General features: G+C 44.3%; 20 protein-coding genes. 8 read left to right on the forward strand and 12 right to left on the reverse strand.

Annotated elements, in window-relative coordinates:
* A partial coding sequence (locus ACI882_RS16825; RefSeq protein WP_411748567.1) for a LuxR C-terminal-related transcriptional regulator occupies positions 1–428 on the forward strand: 428 nt, incomplete at its 5' end.
* Between the two features lie 65 nt (positions 429–493).
* Here ACI882_RS16825 and ACI882_RS16830 read toward each other — a convergent pair.
* On the reverse strand, positions 494–1,567 hold the full coding sequence (locus ACI882_RS16830; RefSeq protein WP_411743419.1) for a Leu/Phe/Val dehydrogenase: 1,074 nt from the start codon (positions 1,565–1,567) through the stop codon (positions 494–496).
* A gap of 250 nt (positions 1,568–1,817) precedes the next feature.
* Between ACI882_RS16830 and ACI882_RS16835 the strand changes: the two genes are divergently transcribed.
* Positions 1,818–3,035 (forward strand): multidrug effflux MFS transporter, encoded by a 1,218-nt coding sequence (locus ACI882_RS16835; RefSeq protein ID WP_411743418.1) that lies wholly within the window; start codon positions 1,818–1,820, stop codon positions 3,033–3,035.
* A gap of 46 nt (positions 3,036–3,081) precedes the next feature.
* Here ACI882_RS16835 and ACI882_RS16840 read toward each other — a convergent pair whose 3' ends face one another.
* Entirely contained in the window at positions 3,082–3,591 is a 510-nt protein-coding gene (locus ACI882_RS16840) for a dihydrofolate reductase (protein ID WP_411743417.1), read from the reverse strand.
* Positions 3,592–3,868: 277 nt separating this feature from the next.
* On the opposite strand from ACI882_RS16840, the gene ACI882_RS16845 reads away from it, so the two are divergent.
* Together ACI882_RS16845 and ACI882_RS16850 are read left to right on the forward strand one after the other, a co-directional pair.
* Positions 3,869–6,004 (forward strand): DUF1631 family protein, encoded by a 2,136-nt coding sequence (locus ACI882_RS16845; RefSeq protein ID WP_411743416.1) that lies wholly within the window; start codon positions 3,869–3,871, stop codon positions 6,002–6,004.
* A gap of 56 nt (positions 6,005–6,060) precedes the next feature.
* Positions 6,061–6,966, forward strand: a complete 906-nt coding sequence (locus tag ACI882_RS16850; RefSeq protein ID WP_411743415.1) for an aspartoacylase — start codon at positions 6,061–6,063, stop codon at positions 6,964–6,966.
* On the opposite strand, the gene ACI882_RS16855 is transcribed toward ACI882_RS16850, so the two are convergent.
* From ACI882_RS16855 to lptM, 4 genes are read right to left on the reverse strand one after another with little or no spacing between them, the layout of a single operon-like run.
* Complete coding sequence (locus ACI882_RS16855; RefSeq protein ID WP_411743422.1) at positions 6,935–7,603, reverse strand: DUF484 family protein; 669 nt, start codon at positions 7,601–7,603, stop codon at positions 6,935–6,937. The two genes, ACI882_RS16850 and ACI882_RS16855, sit on opposite strands and share 32 nt — an antisense overlap.
* 5 nt (positions 7,604–7,608) lie before the next feature.
* On the reverse strand, positions 7,609–8,433 hold the full coding sequence (dapF, locus tag ACI882_RS16860; RefSeq protein ID WP_411743414.1) for a diaminopimelate epimerase: 825 nt from the start codon (positions 8,431–8,433) through the stop codon (positions 7,609–7,611).
* 7 nt (positions 8,434–8,440) lie between these two features.
* Positions 8,441–9,691, reverse strand: coding sequence for a diaminopimelate decarboxylase (gene lysA / locus ACI882_RS16865; protein WP_411743413.1), 1,251 nt, complete (start codon positions 9,689–9,691; stop codon positions 8,441–8,443).
* 20 nt (positions 9,692–9,711) lie between these two features.
* Positions 9,712–9,828, reverse strand: coding sequence for an LPS translocon maturation chaperone LptM (lptM, locus tag ACI882_RS16870; RefSeq protein ID WP_411743412.1), 117 nt, complete (start codon positions 9,826–9,828; stop codon positions 9,712–9,714).
* A gap of 518 nt (positions 9,829–10,346) precedes the next feature.
* Between lptM and ACI882_RS16875 the strand changes: the two genes are divergently transcribed.
* Complete coding sequence (locus tag ACI882_RS16875) at positions 10,347–10,919, forward strand: acyloxyacyl hydrolase (protein WP_411743411.1); 573 nt, start codon at positions 10,347–10,349, stop codon at positions 10,917–10,919.
* A gap of 54 nt (positions 10,920–10,973) precedes the next feature.
* Here ACI882_RS16875 and ACI882_RS16880 read toward each other — a convergent pair whose 3' ends face one another.
* The 4 genes from ACI882_RS16880 to pyrE all read right to left on the reverse strand — a co-directional run bounded on the left by ACI882_RS16880 (position 10,974) and on the right by pyrE (position 13,958).
* Positions 10,974–11,651: a TVP38/TMEM64 family protein gene (locus ACI882_RS16880; RefSeq protein ID WP_411743410.1), complete on the reverse strand. Its 678-nt coding sequence runs from the start codon at positions 11,649–11,651 to the stop codon at positions 10,974–10,976.
* A 4-nt stretch (positions 11,652–11,655) separates the two neighbouring features.
* The gene (locus ACI882_RS16885; RefSeq protein ID WP_411743409.1) at positions 11,656–12,468 is read right to left on the reverse strand and encodes a DUF547 domain-containing protein; all 813 of its coding nucleotides are present in this window, start codon (positions 12,466–12,468) and stop codon (positions 11,656–11,658) included.
* Between the two features lie 50 nt (positions 12,469–12,518).
* Complete coding sequence (locus tag ACI882_RS16890) at positions 12,519–13,157, reverse strand: hypothetical protein (RefSeq protein ID WP_411743408.1); 639 nt, start codon at positions 13,155–13,157, stop codon at positions 12,519–12,521.
* Positions 13,158–13,274: 117 nt separating this feature from the next.
* Entirely contained in the window at positions 13,275–13,958 is a 684-nt protein-coding gene (pyrE, locus tag ACI882_RS16895; protein ID WP_411743407.1) for an orotate phosphoribosyltransferase, read from the reverse strand.
* A gap of 166 nt (positions 13,959–14,124) precedes the next feature.
* Between pyrE and ACI882_RS16900 the strand changes: the two genes are divergently transcribed.
* Positions 14,125–14,886 carry an exodeoxyribonuclease III gene (locus tag ACI882_RS16900; RefSeq protein ID WP_411743406.1) on the forward strand — a complete coding sequence of 254 codons (762 nt, stop codon included), beginning with the start codon at positions 14,125–14,127 and terminating at the stop codon, positions 14,884–14,886.
* 10 nt (positions 14,887–14,896) lie between these two features.
* On the opposite strand, the gene ACI882_RS16905 is transcribed toward ACI882_RS16900, so the two are convergent.
* On the reverse strand, positions 14,897–16,399 hold the full coding sequence (locus ACI882_RS16905) for a YifB family Mg chelatase-like AAA ATPase (RefSeq protein WP_411743405.1): 1,503 nt from the start codon (positions 16,397–16,399) through the stop codon (positions 14,897–14,899).
* Between the two features lie 113 nt (positions 16,400–16,512).
* Between ACI882_RS16905 and ACI882_RS16910 the strand changes: the two genes are divergently transcribed.
* Together ACI882_RS16910 and ACI882_RS16915 are read left to right on the forward strand one after the other, a co-directional pair.
* Positions 16,513–17,025, forward strand: coding sequence for a hypothetical protein (locus tag ACI882_RS16910; RefSeq protein WP_411746321.1), 513 nt, complete (start codon positions 16,513–16,515; stop codon positions 17,023–17,025).
* 128 nt (positions 17,026–17,153) lie between these two features.
* Complete coding sequence (locus ACI882_RS16915) at positions 17,154–18,296, forward strand: cytochrome-c peroxidase (RefSeq protein ID WP_411743403.1); 1,143 nt, start codon at positions 17,154–17,156, stop codon at positions 18,294–18,296.
* Between the two features lie 3 nt (positions 18,297–18,299).
* Here ACI882_RS16915 and ACI882_RS16920 read toward each other — a convergent pair whose 3' ends face one another.
* Positions 18,300–19,088 carry a transporter substrate-binding domain-containing protein gene (locus ACI882_RS16920; RefSeq protein ID WP_411743402.1) on the reverse strand — a complete coding sequence of 263 codons (789 nt, stop codon included), beginning with the start codon at positions 19,086–19,088 and terminating at the stop codon, positions 18,300–18,302.
* Positions 19,089–19,135 lie beyond the last annotated feature (47 nt).

Here is a 19,135-nt window from a genome sequence, read left to right on the forward strand (position 1 = left end):
GTAAAAAAGAAGAAGCAACGAATGAGCTGAGCTTATTGCTGCCGTTAATACAGCAATATTCAATAGTGGCGAGTATTTTATACTTACGCCAATGGATCATGCCATTGTTTGAGGATATGTCGTTAGAGGATTTACCAGAAGAACAGGCTAAATTTATTGAACAGCTATTGATATTGTATAAGCAGCGAAACACCTCTAGCCGCCGCGGCGAAGAAGAAGTCCCTGACGGCCTGTTAGCCTTAGGGATATCAAAAAAAGAATGGCGAGTGCTGCAATACATTATCGAAGGTAAAAGTAACGATGATATTGCGCAAACAATGTTTATTGCTGTGAGTACGGTTAAAACACATATTAATAACTTGTATAAAAAGCTAAGTGTCGCCAATCGCAAAGAAGCGATAGTGTTAGGCAAAGAGTTAACCAGCTAGTGTTGTTTGGTGAGAAATGGCGCAACCGAGAGCGTAAAGCTTCTTTGTAGCGCCATTGTTCATTGTTAGGCTAGGATAGGAATACCCTGATTCAAACGTTCCCGAGCAATGGTATCGGCTAATTCTGAGGTCGGGCGATTTTCTTTAGCGGAGCGCTCAAACATCTCCGTTAACGTGTCATAGATACCTTCAATATGCAGGTTTACTTTGGCTGCATCGTAAATCCCTAAATGCTCATAACATACGTCGATAATTCCGCCAGCGTTAATGACATAGTCGGGCGCATAGAGAATGCCTTGGTCATGCAAGAGTTGGCCTATAGTGGCTGTATCTAATTGGTTGTTTGCACTGCCTGCAATAATAGTGGCGTTCATGATTTTAAGCGTGTGCTCATTGACTGTCGCGCCCATGGCACAGGGGGCAAATATATCGAGTTCCTGGCTATAAATATCATCAAGATCAACAATTTCTGCACCAAGCTCTCGTTTGGCTTTTGCAAGTGCGTTTTGATCAAGGTCGCAAGCTATGATAACGGCGCCATCGTTATGAAGCAGCTCGGCAAGCCTATAACCCACATTACCCAAACCTTGAATACCAATTCGAAGCCCTTTGACATCATCACGATTATGCTTGAACTTAACTGCGGCCTTAATACCTAAATAACAGCCGTATGCCGTAGCAGGTGATGGATCGCCAGATTTACTGCCGCCTTCTTGGCTTTGTTTTTCATGGTAGCCGGTAACATGCTCAGTACGCTGGTGGATAATCTTCATGTCGTTCACGCTGGTGCCAGAGTCTTCCGCAGCAACGTAGACGCCGTTTAAGCGTTCTAAGGCATCACCGAAGGCGTGCAGCAGAGCTTCGTTTTTAATAGATTTTGGGTCACCAATAATAACCGACTTACCGCCGCCAAGCGGCAAGCGAGCCATAGCGCTTTTATACGTCATACCGCGAGATAAACGTAAAACGTCAGTTAGGGCATCGTCGTCATTGGTGTAGTTATAAAATCGAGTGCCACCTAATGAGGCGCCAAATTGAGTATTATGAATAGCGACGATTGCTTTAAAACCCGAGGCTTCATCGCTGAAATAACAGACCTGTTCGTGATTATCAAAATCTTTATGATCAAAAAAGCTCATGCTTGCTCCATTGGCGGTACAGATTATGTGCCGCTATTTATTGTTATTAAGTTCGCCTTTTGAGAGAACCGTTAGCGATAAAGTAATCTAACTAATTAAACAGTCTAGTCCTTGGCACGAAAATGACGCATTTTCACAAGAACTTAACCGTATAGTCTAGTTGCCACTGCATTTTTAGGGCTGCACTCGCTATATAAGCATTTCATGATAGAATGCGCGGCTATTTTTTAACCAAGTTAGATTTCTGGCCATGTCCATCAAACCTGTAAAACAACCTTCGCTTTTCGAATTTATCTTACTTATCGCCCTTCTATCATCTTTGGTCGCGTTAAGTTTAGACACCATGCTTCCCGCATTTAGCATTATCGCTGAAGACTTAGCCATTTCCGATATTCGTCATACGCAGTGGATCATTACCGCTATTATCGTGGGTATGGCATTTGGTCAGCTCTTTTTCGGTCCTTTGTCTGATGCCTATGGTCGCAAAGGTGCAATACTTTCTGGCATCGTCTTATTTTGTGTAGGGGCTTTGCTCTCTATGTTTGCACAAACCTTTGAAGCATTGCTTATTGGTCGCTTTATTCAGGGCATTGGTGTGTCCGGTCCGCGTATTGCGACGATGGCATTAGTGCGAGATAAGTTTGTTGGTAATGCGATGGCGCGCATAATGTCGTTCGTTATGGTCGCCTTTGTTTTAATACCTATGCTTGCACCACTTGTCGGCCAGGCTATTTTAATGGCGTTTAGTTGGCGTGCAATTTTTGGATTATTTGTGCTGTTGTCAATTATTGCAGGTATTTGGTTGGCTATACGACAGCCGGAGACGTTAGTTCCAGAAAATAGGCGCCCGATGAGCCTTAGGTCCATTTTTAATGGCATAAAGCTAGTGATGTCACAACCTAGAACGCTAGGTTTCTCGATCGCCTCGGGAGTGGTGTTTGGTGGGCTCCTTGCCTATGTTGGCTCAGCACAAGCTATATTCGAAGGTATATACCAGCTAGGTGATAAGTTTCCATTTTTCTTCGCTGCGTTAGCATTGGGTATAGGATCGGCAAGTTATGTTAACGGTAAGTTAGTCATGCGTATGGGGGCATTAAAATTAGCGATCTATGCGTTAATTGGCAAAATTAGTTTGGCTTCTATTCTTGTCGTGCTCGCGCTGACTCAAGATGGCTCCCCCGCTTTATGGCAGTTCATGAGCCTTGGTTTCTTGTTAATGTTTTGTGTGGGTATTTTGTTTGGTAATCTGAGCTCATTGGCAATGGTGCCATTAGGTAAACTAGCTGGTGTGGGTGCTGCCGTGGTTGGGACGACTCAAAACATAGTTTCAGTGGTTATTTCAGTTGCAATTGGCTGGTTTTTCAATGGTACGCTATTGCCGATAGTTTCTGGCTTCTTAGTATCAGCTGTTATTGCCTTGTTACTGGTTATGCTCGTCCGCAATAAAGCGGATGATTTAATCGGTTAATAACCCAAATAATAAGCCTGATGAAACTATCAGGCTTATGCTCCGCTCAATGACTCTCTCGATCAAACACACAAAACGAATAGTCAAATGGATTAGGTCCGTCCTTATCAAAAAACTCACGTTTTACTTCTCGGTAATGAGATAGGTCAATTGCAGGGAAGTACGCATCTCCCTCGACCTCGGCGTGGACAAGTGTGACATAGAGCCGATCAGCTCTTGGTAGGCATAGTTTATAAATTTCCGCACCCCCCATTACGATCACTTCTTCTTGAGCATTAACTAGGCAAGTCGCTTCGGCCAGTTCAATCGCATCATCTAAACTGTTGACAACTTTTACGCCTTCCGCATTAAAACGGGTATCGCGTGTTATGACAATGTTTGTTCTATTGGGCAACGGTCGACCTATGCTGTCATAGGTTTTTCGCCCCATGATGACGGGTTTTCCGGTTGTAATCTGCTTGAAATACTTTAAATCGTTAGGCAGGTGCCAAGGTAGTTTGTTATCTCGGCCAATGACGTTGTTTTCGGCCATTGCCCATATCATAGAAACTCGCATGCTTGACTCCTTATTTTGAAGGTCAGCATTATAGTCAGGTTGATGCTTAGAATCCCATTCTTCTGCCTAAAAGATGCGTCAATTCGCAAATTTGAGATTAGCTCCAGAAAAGGCTGTCAATAAATTGGCATTTCTAGGCTGGTTAAGTAGACTATGAGAACTGAACACCGATCAACTTGCTAATTGGTGCACAACTCTGTGATTTGTTTGGCAAAGTACGGGTTTAAAGTTCTCAATCAGCTAAACTAGTATCCGTAATTATTAAAGAGTTCTCATAATGTCTACATCGAATGCTGCGTCTGTTACATCGCTTGATCAGCATCGCCGGTTTAGTCGGCAGCCAGATCATAAACGCCTCGGAAAATTATCCGATCGCTTTTGCGAACGCATGCCTAACCTTATGAGTGCCTTTTTTAATCATGCCGATGAGTTCTTATTTAATACCGCTGAAAAGTCTGTTGATGGCTTTGCCGCAAATAAGTACTTCGATCAGCTTCGCCAATTACGCAAACAAAAAGATAACCTACAGCAGCTTATTCTGCAGGATATACGCAAGTGGGTCAGTGAGGGCGCCGATCAAGTTATAGAAGCTGCAGAAGCTTCAGATGATTTATCCCTTATGGAAGAGCAAGAGCTTGAGCGAGATCTCGCGATTTCTAGCTTCTCTAACCGCGTTTATGAGCGTGCCGGCAATGACTGGCTCGCGTGGCACGAACGAATGTTAGCCGTCACCTGTACAAAAAAATTGCACGATAAAGAAACACCTTTTACGCCTTATGTTTTTGGTGAAATAGTGTTTAAACAGTTAGAGTCGCTAGACTTCCCTACTAAAACAACACTAATGTTGTTCCGTTTGTTTGATGAAAAAGCAGTTAACGAACTGATCGATTTTTACCAAAGCAGTAATAACTGGCTGATTGAAGAAGGCATACTGCCTAACTTAAAGTTAGAAAACTCTAAGCGCGAGCAAGCTAACGCTATAGACACTTCCGATTTGTCTAAGGTTGCAGCGTTATTATCTGCACAGCAAGGTGCAGGTACGGCCTCCCAAAATCTAGCGGGTTTTGCACCTGGTCAAGGTGGTATTCCGGGCGGCGTGCAAGTCGACCCTGCATTTCTTTCTAATTTAATGAGTTCGTTCTCAATGCTGCAGCAAAATGCAGCACCGGCAGCGACCAATATGGAAGAGTTAAAGCAGTGGACTAGCGCACAAGTTCAGCAAGTTTCACAATCGGTACAGGGTACACAAGAGAGTGGCACTATTTCGTTAGTGGCTATGCTATTTGAATACATCCTCGATGATGATCAGCTTTCGCCTTACATGAAGCAACTGCTTGCGCGTATGCAGATACCCATTATTAAAGTGGCGTTGCTTGATAAAACATTCTTTCAGCATTCAGATCATTCGGCTCGACAGCTGCTAAATAAAATGGCGAAAGCAGCAAACGGTTGGCACAAAAAAGATAATGTCGAAGGTGATGCGTTACTACTGGGCATGGAAAAAATCGTTGACCAGTTAAACCATGACTTTGATGAAAACATTGAACTATTTGCTACCCTGCTTGCAGAGTTTACCGAGTTACAAAGCGCATATCGGCAATCAAGCGACACCAAAGTACGTGAGCTGGAATCTGTTGAAACAGCATTAGTTGTAGCACATGAGTCACAAGACCGAACCAAAATTTTTATAGATACCTTGTTAGAAGAACAAGCGCTACCTGACAACATTGAGAAGTTCTTAAGAAATCAATGGTATCGGCTTATGGCAATTGTCTTTAAAAAACAAGGAGAGTGCCAGGCATGGAAAACCAGTGCGCGGATCGCTCGTGAATTAATTTGGAGCTTGCAGCCAAGTGTACAAATGACCCACGAAAAAAGATTTGTGGCGATTGTTCCAAAAATGCTTTCTGGCTTGCAAGACGGTCTAAAAAGTATGGGGCTTTCTGAAACCGAGCGACAAAATATTATACAATCTATCGAAGATCAACATGCGATCAACGGTGGACAACTTGATGAAAATATTTGGGATTCTCAATCGAAACTCGAAAGCTTCGAAGAAAAAGCAGTCGTCGCAGAGAAAGTTATTGAAGCTCAGCTTCCGTTGCCGGTAGATGAGCCAGTTCAAGAGCTTCGCCAAGCCGACCTAAGTTACTATTTAGATCAAGTGGAGTCATTAGCACTAGAGCAGTGGTTTGATATCGAGCTAAAACCAGGTCAAGTTCAGCGTGGCAAATTAAGCTTGATTGTCTCTGGCGGCGCTAAGTATATTTTTACCGATGCCAAAGGTGACAAAATTGTTGAGCGCTCTGCCATTGGTTTGGCTATGTCTATGCGTGATGAAGTGTTCACTGCAATTGACGAAGACCCATTGTTTGATCGTATGATCGACTCTATTGTTGATGATATAGGCTAACCCGATTCAAAAACTTCTGCTAAGCTAACTCTTTAAGTTTTTAGAGAGTTTTTAGCATGTCGATCATCAGCAAGGTAGCGATTACAGGTGGCACTCACGGCAATGAATTAACCGGAGTCCATCTGTTAAAGCACTGGCGCGAAACCCCTAGTGAGGTGACTCGGAAAAATTTTTCGACAGAGCTTCACTTAACCAATCCTAAAGCCAACAAAGCAAATCGACGCTATCTAGATCAAGACCTAAATCGGCAGTTTAATATACATGACCTAAATAACTCTGAATTAACGGGTTATGAGCACAGTCGTGCTAAGGTGATCAATACGCTGCTTGGACCAAAAGAAAACCCACGTGTTGATTTTATTATTGATCTGCATACCACTACAGCAAACATGGGTATGTCTTTAATTTTTAATACCGACGACCCACTTGTCGTTGGCATGGCGTTTTATGTTCAAGATCAAATGCCGGGTTCAACGTTATTTTTTGACCCAGTTGATCGACTCGAAGATACTTTCTTAACCTCTATCGCCCGTCTCAATGGCTTTTTAATTGAAGTCGGCGCTGTTCCTCAAGGATTGCTGCGCGCTGATGTGTATCAGGCAACTCGCGAAGCCACACGCCATTGTTTAGACTATTTGGAGCTAATAAACCAAGGGATATCACCCGTGCAACCACAAGTGCGTGAAGGGTTTCGATTTATTGAAAAGGTAAAGTTACCTGAAAATGAACAGGGCGAAATCACGGCAATGGTTCACCCAAACCTACAAGATCAAGACTACCAGCCAATTAATCCTGGCGACCCTCTATTTATGACGTTAGATGGGTCAACATTGATTTACGAAGGGGATAAGGTTGTATATGGGGCTTTTATTAATGAAGCAGCCTATTACGATGCACACATAGGCCTAAGCTTCATGGAGAAGGTTCAGGTTAACTTGAAAAGCGATCCAGTAGTTGGCTAATCACGTTAGCTAGATGACTTAAAAATAGCGTGTCGGTACCAGAGCGAAAGTGTGTTTCGCTCTTACTGCCGAGTGCCAATATACCAACCTGACCCGATTTACAGCTGATAGCGCCAAGGGCTATTGAACCCATTTCGACTTGCCCAAAAAGTAAGTTTCGAGTCTCTTCATCAAAAACACCACAACTGCTTTTTTTATCTTTTATAGCGGCGGGGAATTGTTTGGTTAGCGTATGTTTATCGCAGTGTAACCACAAATCTCCGTCCCGGCTTACTTGATGGCTGAGTACCAGTTGAACATCGTCTACATCGAATTTTTCGGTTAATCCTTGCTGCAGTGCAGCCGCCATTTGATTGAGGTCGGTGCATTGAATGAGATTGAGCACTAAGCTTTGTAAGTTTAAGAACAGTCTGTCGTTTCGCTGCGCAACTGCAATGAACTTGTTTAACCGATCGATAAGCTCTCGGTTTTCCTTGCGAAAAATATGGTTTTGGCGCTCTATTAGTGAAATAGCAGTGCCACTGTCGTGTTGCAAATGCAGTCGTTTGAGCAGGTTAGGGTGGTGCTCAAAAAATGAAGGGTGTTTTTTTAAGTAATTAATGATGTCTTCTTCATTTAATTCTTCGGTGTTTAACACTTCAGTCAAGACAAAACTCCTTGATACACAGTTGCGACAGGCCCTGTCATCATAACATTACCTTCACCAGTCCATTCAATTTTTAAAACGCCACCCGGTAAGGTGACCTTTACGCTGTGATCTAGCCAATCATTGATTATGCCGGCAACAACGGCAGCACAAGCCCCGGTGCCGCAAGCCATAGTCTCGCCAACTCCGCGCTCGAAGACTCTGAGTTTTATATGTCCACGATCAACCACTTGCATAAAACCTGCGTTAACCCTTTGAGGGAAATCGGCGTGGCTTTCAATTAGCGGGCCCAGTGTTTCAACGGGTGCGCTGAGTACATCCTTAACTTTCAATACACAGTGAGGGTTACCCATATTTACAGCGCTAATTTGAAGCTTTTTTTCGTTTACTTGAAGTGGATATAACAAGGCCTTGGCGTCAGCATTGAAGGGCACCTTACTCGGGGTTAACCGCGGGCGCCCCATGTCGACAGTGACCTGGCCGTCGTCGCAAATATGCAGCTCAAGGTCTCCACCGGCGGTTTCTACCCGAATGGTTGAGGCTTTTATTAGTTTGGCGTCAACGACAAAGCGTGCGAAGCAGCGTGCGCCGTTGCCGCAGTTTTCTACTTCACTGCCATCGGCGTTAAAAATACGATATTTAAAATCACGATCAGGTCGAGTTGGTGGTTCAACTAATAGAAGTTGATCAAAGCCAATTCCAAAGTGACGGTCTGACCATTGCTCAATTAGCTCCGCGGTCAGCTCAACATCTTGAGACACGCCATCAATAACCATGAAGTCATTACCGAGGCCATGCATTTTGGTGAATTTTAAGCGCATAAGGTGCTTACTCTCCAAGGGATTCTAAAGCCCATAAATCGGCTAGTTGCTCACGCTTGCGTACTAAGGTGGCTTTGTTATCTTTCACCAAAATTTCCGCAGGTCTGCCTCGAGTATTGTAATTCGAGGCCATGACAAAACTATAAGCACCAGCGGACATTACCGCAATCAAATCACCGGCTTTAAGCGACATTTTTCGTTGCTTGCCTAGAAAATCTCCAGTTTCACAGATTGGCCCGACAATATCCCACAGGGCTTCTTTGCCATTGGTGTGGGGTTGAACGGGTTTTATGTCCATCCAGGCTTGGTAAAGTGCAGGGCGGATCAAGTCGTTCATGCCGGCATCAATAATGGCAAAATGATGTTCACCATTGTCTTTTAGATATTCTACTCGGCTCAGAAGAACGCCAGCATTGGCGACAATACTACGGCCAGGTTCTAAAATTAGGCCTAAATTGCGGCTCTTTAGGTGGTCGACTAGCTTTTTGATGTAACCGGTCACATCGGGTTCTATATCGTCTTCTGAGTACTTAACGCCGATACCACCGCCCATATCAATATGTTTAAGCGTGATGCCAAGCTCGTTTAGTTCATCGGTTAATGTTAATAAGCGTTCTATTGCGTCTTCAAATGGCTTGGCTTCAAGTAATTGCGAGCCAATGTGGCAGTCCATGCCAACCACATTGATGTTGCTCATTTTAGCTGCTCGCTGATAGGTGTCTTTAACTGAACGAATGTCGATGCCGAATTTGTTTTCACGTAGACCGGTAGAGATATAAGGATGTGTTTTGGCGTCTACATCGGGGTTAACGCGAAATGATACAGGGGCTTGGACACCCATTTCTTTAGCTACGTCATTGAGTCGGTCTAGTTCGGCATCTGATTCAACATTAAAGCAATGAATGCCAAGTTCTAGTGCTCTGCGCATTTCATTGGCTTGTTTGGCGACACCAGAAAAGACGATTCTATCGGCCTGTCCACCGGCTGCAATTACTCGCTCTAGCTCACCTAAAGAAACAATGTCAAAACCAGCACCGCGTTTAGCTAAACAGTTCAATACCGCTAAATTTGAGTTAGCTTTTACCGCATAACAAATTAGCCCTTGATGATCACCTAAACCTTGCTTATAGGCATCAAACTGTTGCTCTATGGCGCTCTGCGAGTAGACGTAAAGTGGCGTGCCGTAAGTGTCGGCAAGCTCAGTTAACGAGACGTTCTCGGCATGTAGTTGTTCTTGCTGGTATGAAAATGCGGTCATGTAGCGAGGAAACCTTATATTTATTTAATAATGGTGTTTGCAGGTAAATTAGCGTCTATAGGCAGTACCAGTGGACCTTTATTGCCACAAGCAACCAAAAACAATGCAAATAAGCTAAGTGCAATGGCTCTTTTCACGATGCTTCTCTACGAAAAATCAATATTGAGTATACCTAAGTTTACTCGACAGGCGAAGAGTGCTTTTTAACCAGCAGCCCATTGTCTAAAACTGCCACTTTCATCCTACGGTGGCACGATGTTGGCTTTTGGGTTCCGGTGTAAATTTAAGCTGCAAGTTTATAGCTGCCAGCTGTAAGTAAGTTCAAATGATACAATCACGCTGCTGAGCTTTCTTTGCTCAGTCCGCAGTGTTCCGACTTCAACCGCCGCCCAACTGCCGCCGCGCCGCTGAGTTTACCTTGCTCGGTCGCTGTAAATACATCCATGTAAGCTAAGCCTCGCCATCCATGGCTCAGATTCCCGATCAAGATAAACTCAGCACTACAGCTAATGCAGTACCGCTTTTAATTTGTTGCCCGCAGCCCGCAGCCCGCAGCCCGCAGCCCAAAACCGTCTTTAATCTTTTACTTGCAGCTTGCAGCTTCCTAACAACCTCCCTTACACTGCGCTTATCCAACCAATTTAAGAATGGCATCATGTTAAAGGTTCGAATTACCCTGCTAATGGCAGTTTTGTCTTTGGGCGCGGCCAACGCTGAAGATTTTCCTTGGCGTGCGAGTGCTATTGGGATTAGTGTGGCTTCGTTGTTGGTTTGGAACCCGATGCAGTTGGATGGTTTAGGCTTTGATCAGGGTTCGGATGAGTCTTTTGAGCGTACGCGTATGTTGTGGCTTTGGAATATGGATGAGCCTATTGCTGAGTTTGGGCCGGTGACGCTGGATGGGCATTATGAATTTGGCTTTGGTCAAATTGCACCTTCGCCGCAAAATGTTCATTTGGGCTTTACCCCTATTTTGGAATGGCAGCTTAATGCCTTGCCCGGATCTCCAATGCTTGAAACTGGCTTGAGCGCTAATTGGCTTTCATTGACTGAGCAAGCGGACCGTCAAATCAGTACGCATTTCCAGTTTGGTGAAGTGTTAGGCGTGGCGGTGAAAATTGCTGATTGGCAACTAGGTGCTCGCTATCAGCACTTATCTAATGGCGATGTAAAGCAGCCTAATAATGGCTACAACTTTTTTAATGTGGTTGTGAAGTACTGGTATTAATTTACCGCTGAACCTAGCGTAACCTGTGCCCCATTTATGGGGCTATCGTGGGTTCTAGTCGGTTTTTTTTCTACGGATGAATTCAATCATCTTTTTTGCCAAGATCGGAAAAATACCCAATAAAACAAACGACAGTATAATTCCTGGTGAAGCTATGCCTGATAAGCTATCGAGTTTCGCTAGTTGAGTCCCGGCGTTTGCATAAACGGCAGCACCGGCGAGCATCCCCACCAAAGATACCCAGAAAAAGGTCCAGACTTTGAGAGTCGTAAGTGCCATAACCACGTTGATGACGAAGAAAGGGAATACAGGTACTAAGCGTAAGCTGAATAAGTAGAATGCTCCGTCTTTATCAATGCCTTGATTGATCGAGGCGATTCTGTCGCCAAATTTCTCTTGCACCCAATCCCCTAATAGAAACCGAGCGATTAAAAAAGCAAAGGTGGCGCCAATGGTTGCAGATATTAAAGCTAATGCGGTTCCCACGGCTAAGCCAAATATTGCACCGCCACTGAGGGTCATTATGGCTGAGCCTGGTAGCGACAACGCGGCGACTACGATATAAATTACAGTGTAGATGGCGGCGACGAGCACAGGGTTGGCTTGACGATAAGATTCTAACGAAGACTGCTGGTTTTTCAGTTGCTCTAAGGTTAGCCATTGCCCTAAATCAAAATAGAAATAAGCACTGACAACAATGATTGCGATAAATAACAGTATCAATTTTTTCATGCAGTTAACGTACCTCGTTTAACGACCAGTCGTATTCATATTTTATGTTACCGCGATAACCGTTGAGCCGAGCGCGCATTGTTGCATTAACTTTTGGGGCCAGCAGAGTAATAAGTTCTTCTTCATTGTCGGCAAAATCTTCCAAATACCAATCAAATATTTTCGAAAGAATGAGTGTTTTACCGTCGAACCGGATGCCTCGTTGATGGTTGATGAACGTGGCTTCCGCTGTTTCTAATTGCTGGTCGATATTTTCTGCAGTAAAGGCAAGCTTAGATAAGTTAGGACATCCTCTTGCCGCGCAGTTTAAGACAAAGTGGGTTCGGTAGTCTTTGTATTTGGGTCGGATAATATCGTGCTCAATATTATCTAAACTTAATGGTATGCCTGATACTTCAAACCGTTGCTTGGACCAAGGGCCTGTTGCAAGTAGCCCGCCAAATCGACTGTCAATGTCTTTGATTGAGTCGACGGGGTAAGCATCAAGGACCACCTTGACCGTCAGGGCGTTGTATAAGTTAATCCAAAAGGCGTGTTCTTCTTTGGCGTTGAGAGAACGAGTTGAAACCGAACTCAGGACCTTGAGGTAATTGTTAAGCTGAGCTTGATCACTGGAAGTGACGTCTTGATAGGTGAAGTAAGATTGACCAAAGTCATCAAACTCAAGGTAATTGTTCAAAAAATATTGCCATGCAGAATGGTCGAGTACAACTGTGGATTGTCCGTCATTTATAGTAAATGCTGCGATTGGGTCTTTAGCGCTGGAAAGTGGTGCTAAAAATAAGCAAGCAATTAGAAAAGTATAGAGTTTTGGCATAATAGCCTCCTAGTGTATGAGGCTATGACCAAGCAAACGGCGCAAAGTTCTTACTTTTCAACAGGGTCTTCTTTTTCTACCCAGTCTTTACCATTAATTATTTTCCAAAGTTCCACCATTCGCTCGCGATCCAGCTTGAATTCACTGCGTGATTCATCTTGGCGTAACTGAACTTCGCGAATTTCCAAGTTAAACTGGTCTATTTCGAGTTGAATAGCCTTCATTTGCTCTTCGATCTCAGCATCAACTTGCTGGCCACTTCGCTCTTGATTTGCCGCCTTTTCTTGCAAGCTTGCGAATTCATTTTCTTTAATTCGAATTCGATTCTGCTTAACTCGAATCTCCATGTCCATTCGGCTTAACCAGGTCGTCATAGCTCGGTCGACATCAGAAGGAGACCGATAAAATTTCAACAGTTCTTCATCACGAGCACGTTGCATTTCACCGTTAATACGTGACATCTCTTTTGCTTGCTTTTCTGCTTCGCTAATCTGTGGGCTGACCTTCTTAACTAGATTGCCCGCTTCATCTACAATTTCATAGCCATTGGCGACATACTCTGGCGGTATATAGCTTTGTACAAAGAGATTGCCTTGTTCATCTTTCCAGCGATAAAACTGTGCGGCTTGAGCATTGCTCGCAAGCCATAAAGAAGTAAAAATAATAGATACGCAAAGTATACGCTTCATGAATAATTGCCTAAATTCTGTCTAGTTATCACTATATCGTTAATTCGATAAACCACAAGATCTACCCTGTGTTAGTTTATAGCCGTATTGCCGTGAACAACACCTGAATGGCTAGGTTTATACGCCGTGTTCGTTACGGTACTGTTGCATGCGGACTAACGCTGACTCATATTCACCCTTATCGGCTAGGTAGTCCATTATTTGATCAAGTCGGATAGCCGGTAAAATGCGTAAGCCATACTCTTGTTCAAGGGCTTGAATGGCTGAAAGCTCAGAACCTGCTAGTTTTTCCTGACGATCTATGAGTACCACGGCTGCTTCTAAACTGGCGCCAGGGAACTGCTCAAGTAAGGCTAGGGTTTCTTTAATGGCTGTTCCGGCTGTAATGACATCATCAACTAATACTAACTTGCCCTTTAATGGTGCGCCGACAATAGTACCGCCTTCGCCATGGTCTTTGGCTTCTTTACGATTAAACGAAAAGTGCTTATTAATTCCATGGCTATTTTGCAAGGCAAACACCGTTGAAGAAGCGAGTGGAATGCCCTTATAAGCAGGACCAAAAACCACGTCAAAATCTATACCTGATTCAATTAACGTTTTTGCGTAAATTTCGCCAATACGCTGCTGCGATTCACCGTCGTTAAAATTGCCCGCATTAAAAAAGTAAGGACTGGTGCGACCGGACTTTAGTGTATATTCCCCAAACTGCAAAACTTGTTTTTGCAGCGCAAATTCGATAAAAGATCGCTGCCAATCATGTAATGTGTCTGTACTTTTTGTATTTTCTGTACTATTCATTAAGTAGACCCTATAAAAATATAAAAATATCGGACGTAATTGGCTTTTTCAACGTGCCGAGGTCAGCATTATACGTGAAAATCGAGTAACATACGCAGTTTGAAAACTTGAATCAAATATTGAGGGCATTTTCCGTGCGTCTCACCTTATTAGCTGGAAGAATCGAATGAAAGTAATAACCTTGAATGTGAATGGCCTGCTCAATGCAGCAGAGCGAGGCTTTCTCGACTGGTTGACTCATGTCGACGCCGACATAGTCTGCATTCAGGATACCCGAACCAAAGAATATCAACTACCTGAGTCCCTTTTAGAGGTGCCTGGATTTAACGCATTCTTCTTCGATGCCGATGAAGATGGCTATGCAGGTACAGCAATCTATAGCCGAGTTATGCCAAAAGCGGTCATTCGCGGCTTTGGCAATATGACCTGTGATTTACATGGTGGGTTTATTCAGGCCGATTTCGACAACGTCAGTGTTGCTTCAATTTGGGTGCCGCAAGCGACTTATGTAGAAGATGTTGATGCGAAGCTCGATTACCTAGAAGCCTTGCAGCAACATTTCAAAAAGACTCGTCGTAAACGTAGAGATTTTATTTTTACGGGTTCGTTTCATGTTGCCCATCGTTCAGTCGATCTAGGTAATTGGGAGTCTCACCAACGTGAACCAGGCTTTTTGCCTGAAGAGCGCGCATGGATGGATCAAGTGACGGGTCCTATTGGTTTTGTTGATGGCTTTAGAACCCTAAACAAGCGCGATCGCCAACATACGTTTTGGCCCTTTGATGAAGCCCAAGCCAATGGCGCACGTTACGATTATCAATTTGTTACGCCTACCATTGCCGACTACATTGTTGAAGCGTCTATTATCCGTGAGCCACGCTTAAGCCCGCATTGTGCTGTTCAACTCGAATACGATATGGACTTGTAGGGCACAAGCGCTAAAGCTTCCCTAAAAGTTTCTCTAGCTGTCGACAATTAAGTGATTCAATAATTGCTTGTTTGTCGATCAGTTTCTGACCATTTAGATCGGCGACCGTTCGCGCAACTTTTAAAATACGGTGATATGCCCGAGCACTTAAGCCAAGCCGATCAATGGCTTGATCGAGTAGTTTCTTCTCGGCATCTGAAACCACGCAAATTTGTTCTAATTGCTTGCCTTGTAATTCACTGTTTGAGCAGCCTTGGCGAGACTGTTGGGCATGCCAAGCTTGTTCGACCCGCACTCTAATTTCAGCGGTGCTCTCAGCGGGCTGGTCGGACATCAGTAGTTCTTTTGGCAAGGTTGGCACTTCAATGTGAAGGTCTATTCGATCTAAAAATGGCCCGGATAAGCGCGAAATGTAGCGTTGGATCTGCTCTGGTGAATAGCGTTTAGAGCGCGGGTCATCGGCGCCATATCCGCCTGGGCTCGGGTTCATTGCCGCCACCAACTGGAATCCAGCAGGAAAGGTACATTGCCGAGCAGCGCGTGAGATGCAAACCTCGCGACTTTCTAATGGCTCTCGTAATACATCAAGTACATGGCGCGGAAACTCAGGCAGCTCATCTAAAAAGAGAACACCTTGGTGGGCTAAGGTAACCTCGCCGGGCTTAGGTAGGCTGCCACCACCAATTAATGCTGCTGCAGAGGCCGAGTGATGAGGGCTACGGAACGGTCTTTGCTGCCAAGTTAGCGGTAAGTTAGCTACCGATTGCACTGCAGCGACTTCAAGTGCTTGAGCGTCGGTCATCGGGGGTAGCAGTCCAGGCAAGCGAGACGCCAACAATGTCTTGCCAGTACCTGGAGGCCCAAATAAAAGCAAATTATGTTTACCGGCGGCGGCAATTTCTAGCGCACGGCGAGCCGAGGTTTGGCCTTTGACATCGGCCATATCAGGGTAGCTTTTTTGGTTGTGTTCGAAGCTAGGCGTCGGCGAGGGCAGGGTAAAGTCTTTGTCTTTGAGCATGCGACACACTTCTAACAAGTGGGTTGCACCATAAATGCGAGCACCTTGAACAAGTGCAGCTTCTTCGGCATTGTTGATGTTACAGACCAAGGCGCGCTGAGCATTGTGGCAGGCCATTGCCGCAGGCAAAGCGCCCGGCCCCTTACGTAAGTGACCGGAAAGAGACAGTTCGCCCAGCCACTCAAACGGCTTCAATGCATCGGCTTGAATTTGTTCGCTTGCTGCGAGAATGCCTAAGGCGATGGCAAGGTCGAATTGTCCGCCTTGCTTGGGCAAATCAGCGGGTGCCATATTCACGGTAATGCGACCGTTGGGGAAATCAAATTGGCTGTTGAGTATGGCAGAACGTACGCGTTCTTTGGCTTCTCTCACGGCCGCTTCAGCTAGCCCGACAATCGAAAAGGCAGGTAGACCGCCTGAAATATGAACTTCTATGGTGACCAAAGGCGCTTGCATGCCCACATGGGCACGGCTATAGGAAACGGCGAGTGTCATATGCATCCTTGCTGTGACAAATTAACTGTGACACCCTAAAGAACTTGGGTAGAATCAACAAGTTAGCGATGAATGCTTTGTGATCCAACTCTCAATAAAGGTAGATGACTTCTGTGTATATTTTAACGACTTCAAAGCGAATCAAGCAGATCACCTTTTTGCTGTTGTTCTTCGTTGCGGCCATTGGCGTTAGTTATTGGTTATCGTGGCGCTCGGCTCATGTAGTCGGGCCGGCAACTCTGATTGAAAAAATTCGCAGTACACAGCAAGTAACTCTCGATTTAATCGACGTTGAAAATATACGAGCAGAACTTATAAGCACAATCGAAACGCGGCTTATAGACCAACTATCGGCTTCTAATATTGAGCAACCCCGCCAAACCGCTAAACTTATGCTACCTGACGCGACCGATTTCCTTAGTAAAGATAAAATGGTTGTTAGCCAAGTAAATCAGCAGCTAAAAAAATTACCTAAAGCAGAGAATGCCTGGCAACAGTTAAGTGCGGAGTCAGAACAGCAAATGTATCACGTTTTAGATAAATGCTTGCTCATTGCCAGGGTTGAAAGACATTGGATATTGCAGAGTATAGGCGTATGCGAACGGCCGGTTAGTACCTCTAACTAGGCAATTCGAACAAAAATAGGTTCAGGCTGTGAGCTAGGTCACGTTGTTAATCTGATCTGAGGCACAAACTTACACAATTTATAGCAGTAAAATAGTCGGCTAGTTTCTAATTGTTAAGTTGGCTGTAAATGCGTTTGATCACTTTGGTTGTAAGTCTGCTGTTAATATCTTGCCAGCCCAATGGCGTAGGCACTCCAAGTGAGTTAGCAGAAACTATTACTTATCGTAGTGATATACCCAGCTTAAAGCTACCTCTCCCTGCCTTTGATTATACTCCGACTTTACCGGATCATTTCGTCGATCCAGAACATAAATATTATGCCGGACATTATGATGGTATGCCGCTAGATAATGAAACCACCGATGCTGGCGCTACCTTGGGTCGAGTGCTGTTTTATGACACACGCTTATCCGCCAATAACACAACCTCGTGTGCCAGTTGTCACCATCAAGATAAGGGCTTTTCGGACCCACTTAAAGTCAGCGAAGGTTTTCAAGGCGGTCACACGGCTCGACATTCTATGGGGTTGGCTAACGCTAGGTTTTACCCAAATGATGGTTTTTTTTGGGATATGAGAGCAAATACAATTGAAGAGCAAGTTCTCATGCCTATCGTAGATGTTGTCGAAATGGGGCGAGACCTAAATACATTGATTGCAGATTTAGCCACCTATGCTGAGTACCCCATTTTATTTACAGAAGCATTTGGGACGCCAGAGATTACCGAAGAAAAGTTGGCCAATGCACTAGCCCAGTTTGTACGCTCGATTGTGTCGTATCGAACTAAGTTTGATGAAGGCGTTGCTATTAATTGGGATAATTTTACCGAAGATGAATGGGGTGGGTTGGTCTTTTTTACGAGCCCCTTAGCACGTTGTTCTCGTTGCCATATTGGAACTTTGCAAAGCAGTACCTTTGCTTCAAATAATGGTATTGATTTAGTCTCAACGTTAGATCTTGGTTTGGGTAGTGTAACCGGTTTAGCAGAAGATGTTGGCAAGTTTAAAGCGCCTTCATTGCGTAATGTAGCGTTAACGGCGCCCTACATGCACGATGGCCGTTTTGCGACTTTAGATGAAGTGCTGAGCCATTATTCAACAGGTATAAAAGCGCACCCAAACTTAGACAACAATTTAAAAGATTCTGCAGGTAATCCATTTACATTTGAGTCATCGGTTGTGAATAGAAAGCTGAAAGCTTTTTTAAAAACACTAACCGATGAGCCGTTACGAACGGATGAAAAATTTTCGAATCCGTTCGTACAGGGTTGATAATTAGTTCACCATAATATCGTAAAAGAAGTACTTACGACGGAAGCGCTGAAACTCACCATAAGTTTTAGTGTAGTCTAGTGCCTTATTCATTGCTTTGCGTAGGTTTGAGTCTGATTTCCGGAAAGCGAGGCCAACACCATCCCCTACCTGAATAGGATCGCCGACAACTTCGTAAACGCCTTCCAACATAAACTCACCTTCCCATTGTGGGTAGTCAGTTAGAACTAGATCAGCTTCGCCAGAACGAAAAGACGCGCTTACTCCATCCCAGCCATCGAAAGTCAAAATCTGAATGTTGGCACCGTATTTATCTTGCAAGTGCTTATGCTGTAGCGTTCCAGATTGTACCGCGATCTTTTTGTCTTTAACGTCAGACGTTGAAACGCCTTTAAAAAAGTCACCTTTACGCGCAAAAAATACGGATGGTGTTGAATAATAGGCATTACTAAAATCTACAAGCTTCTTACGGTCTGCTTCGATAGACATAGATGACATGATCATATCGAACTTGCCTGCGTTCAAATCATCAATGATGGTATCCCAGGGTGTGACAATCCATTCACAATTAACTTCTAGGCGTTTGCATAAGGCATTCCCTAAATCGACTTCAAACCCAGTTAACTCACCTTTCTCATCGAAGAACTCATAAGGAGGGTAAGGCGCATCGACACCAATACGAATTGTAGAATATTGCAAAGGGGAAACCTGAACTGATGAGAAGTACCACCACGCGCCTGCCGCTAGAACGGCGACCGAGGCTACTACTGCTGAGAGGATAGTTTTATTCATTGTACGCTCGACCTAACTATTATTTAAATTATATAAAGACTATAACG

Origin of the sequence: Reinekea sp. (genome assembly GCF_046710285.1) — a bacterium.
GTDB lineage: Bacteria > Pseudomonadota > Gammaproteobacteria > Pseudomonadales > Natronospirillaceae > Reinekea.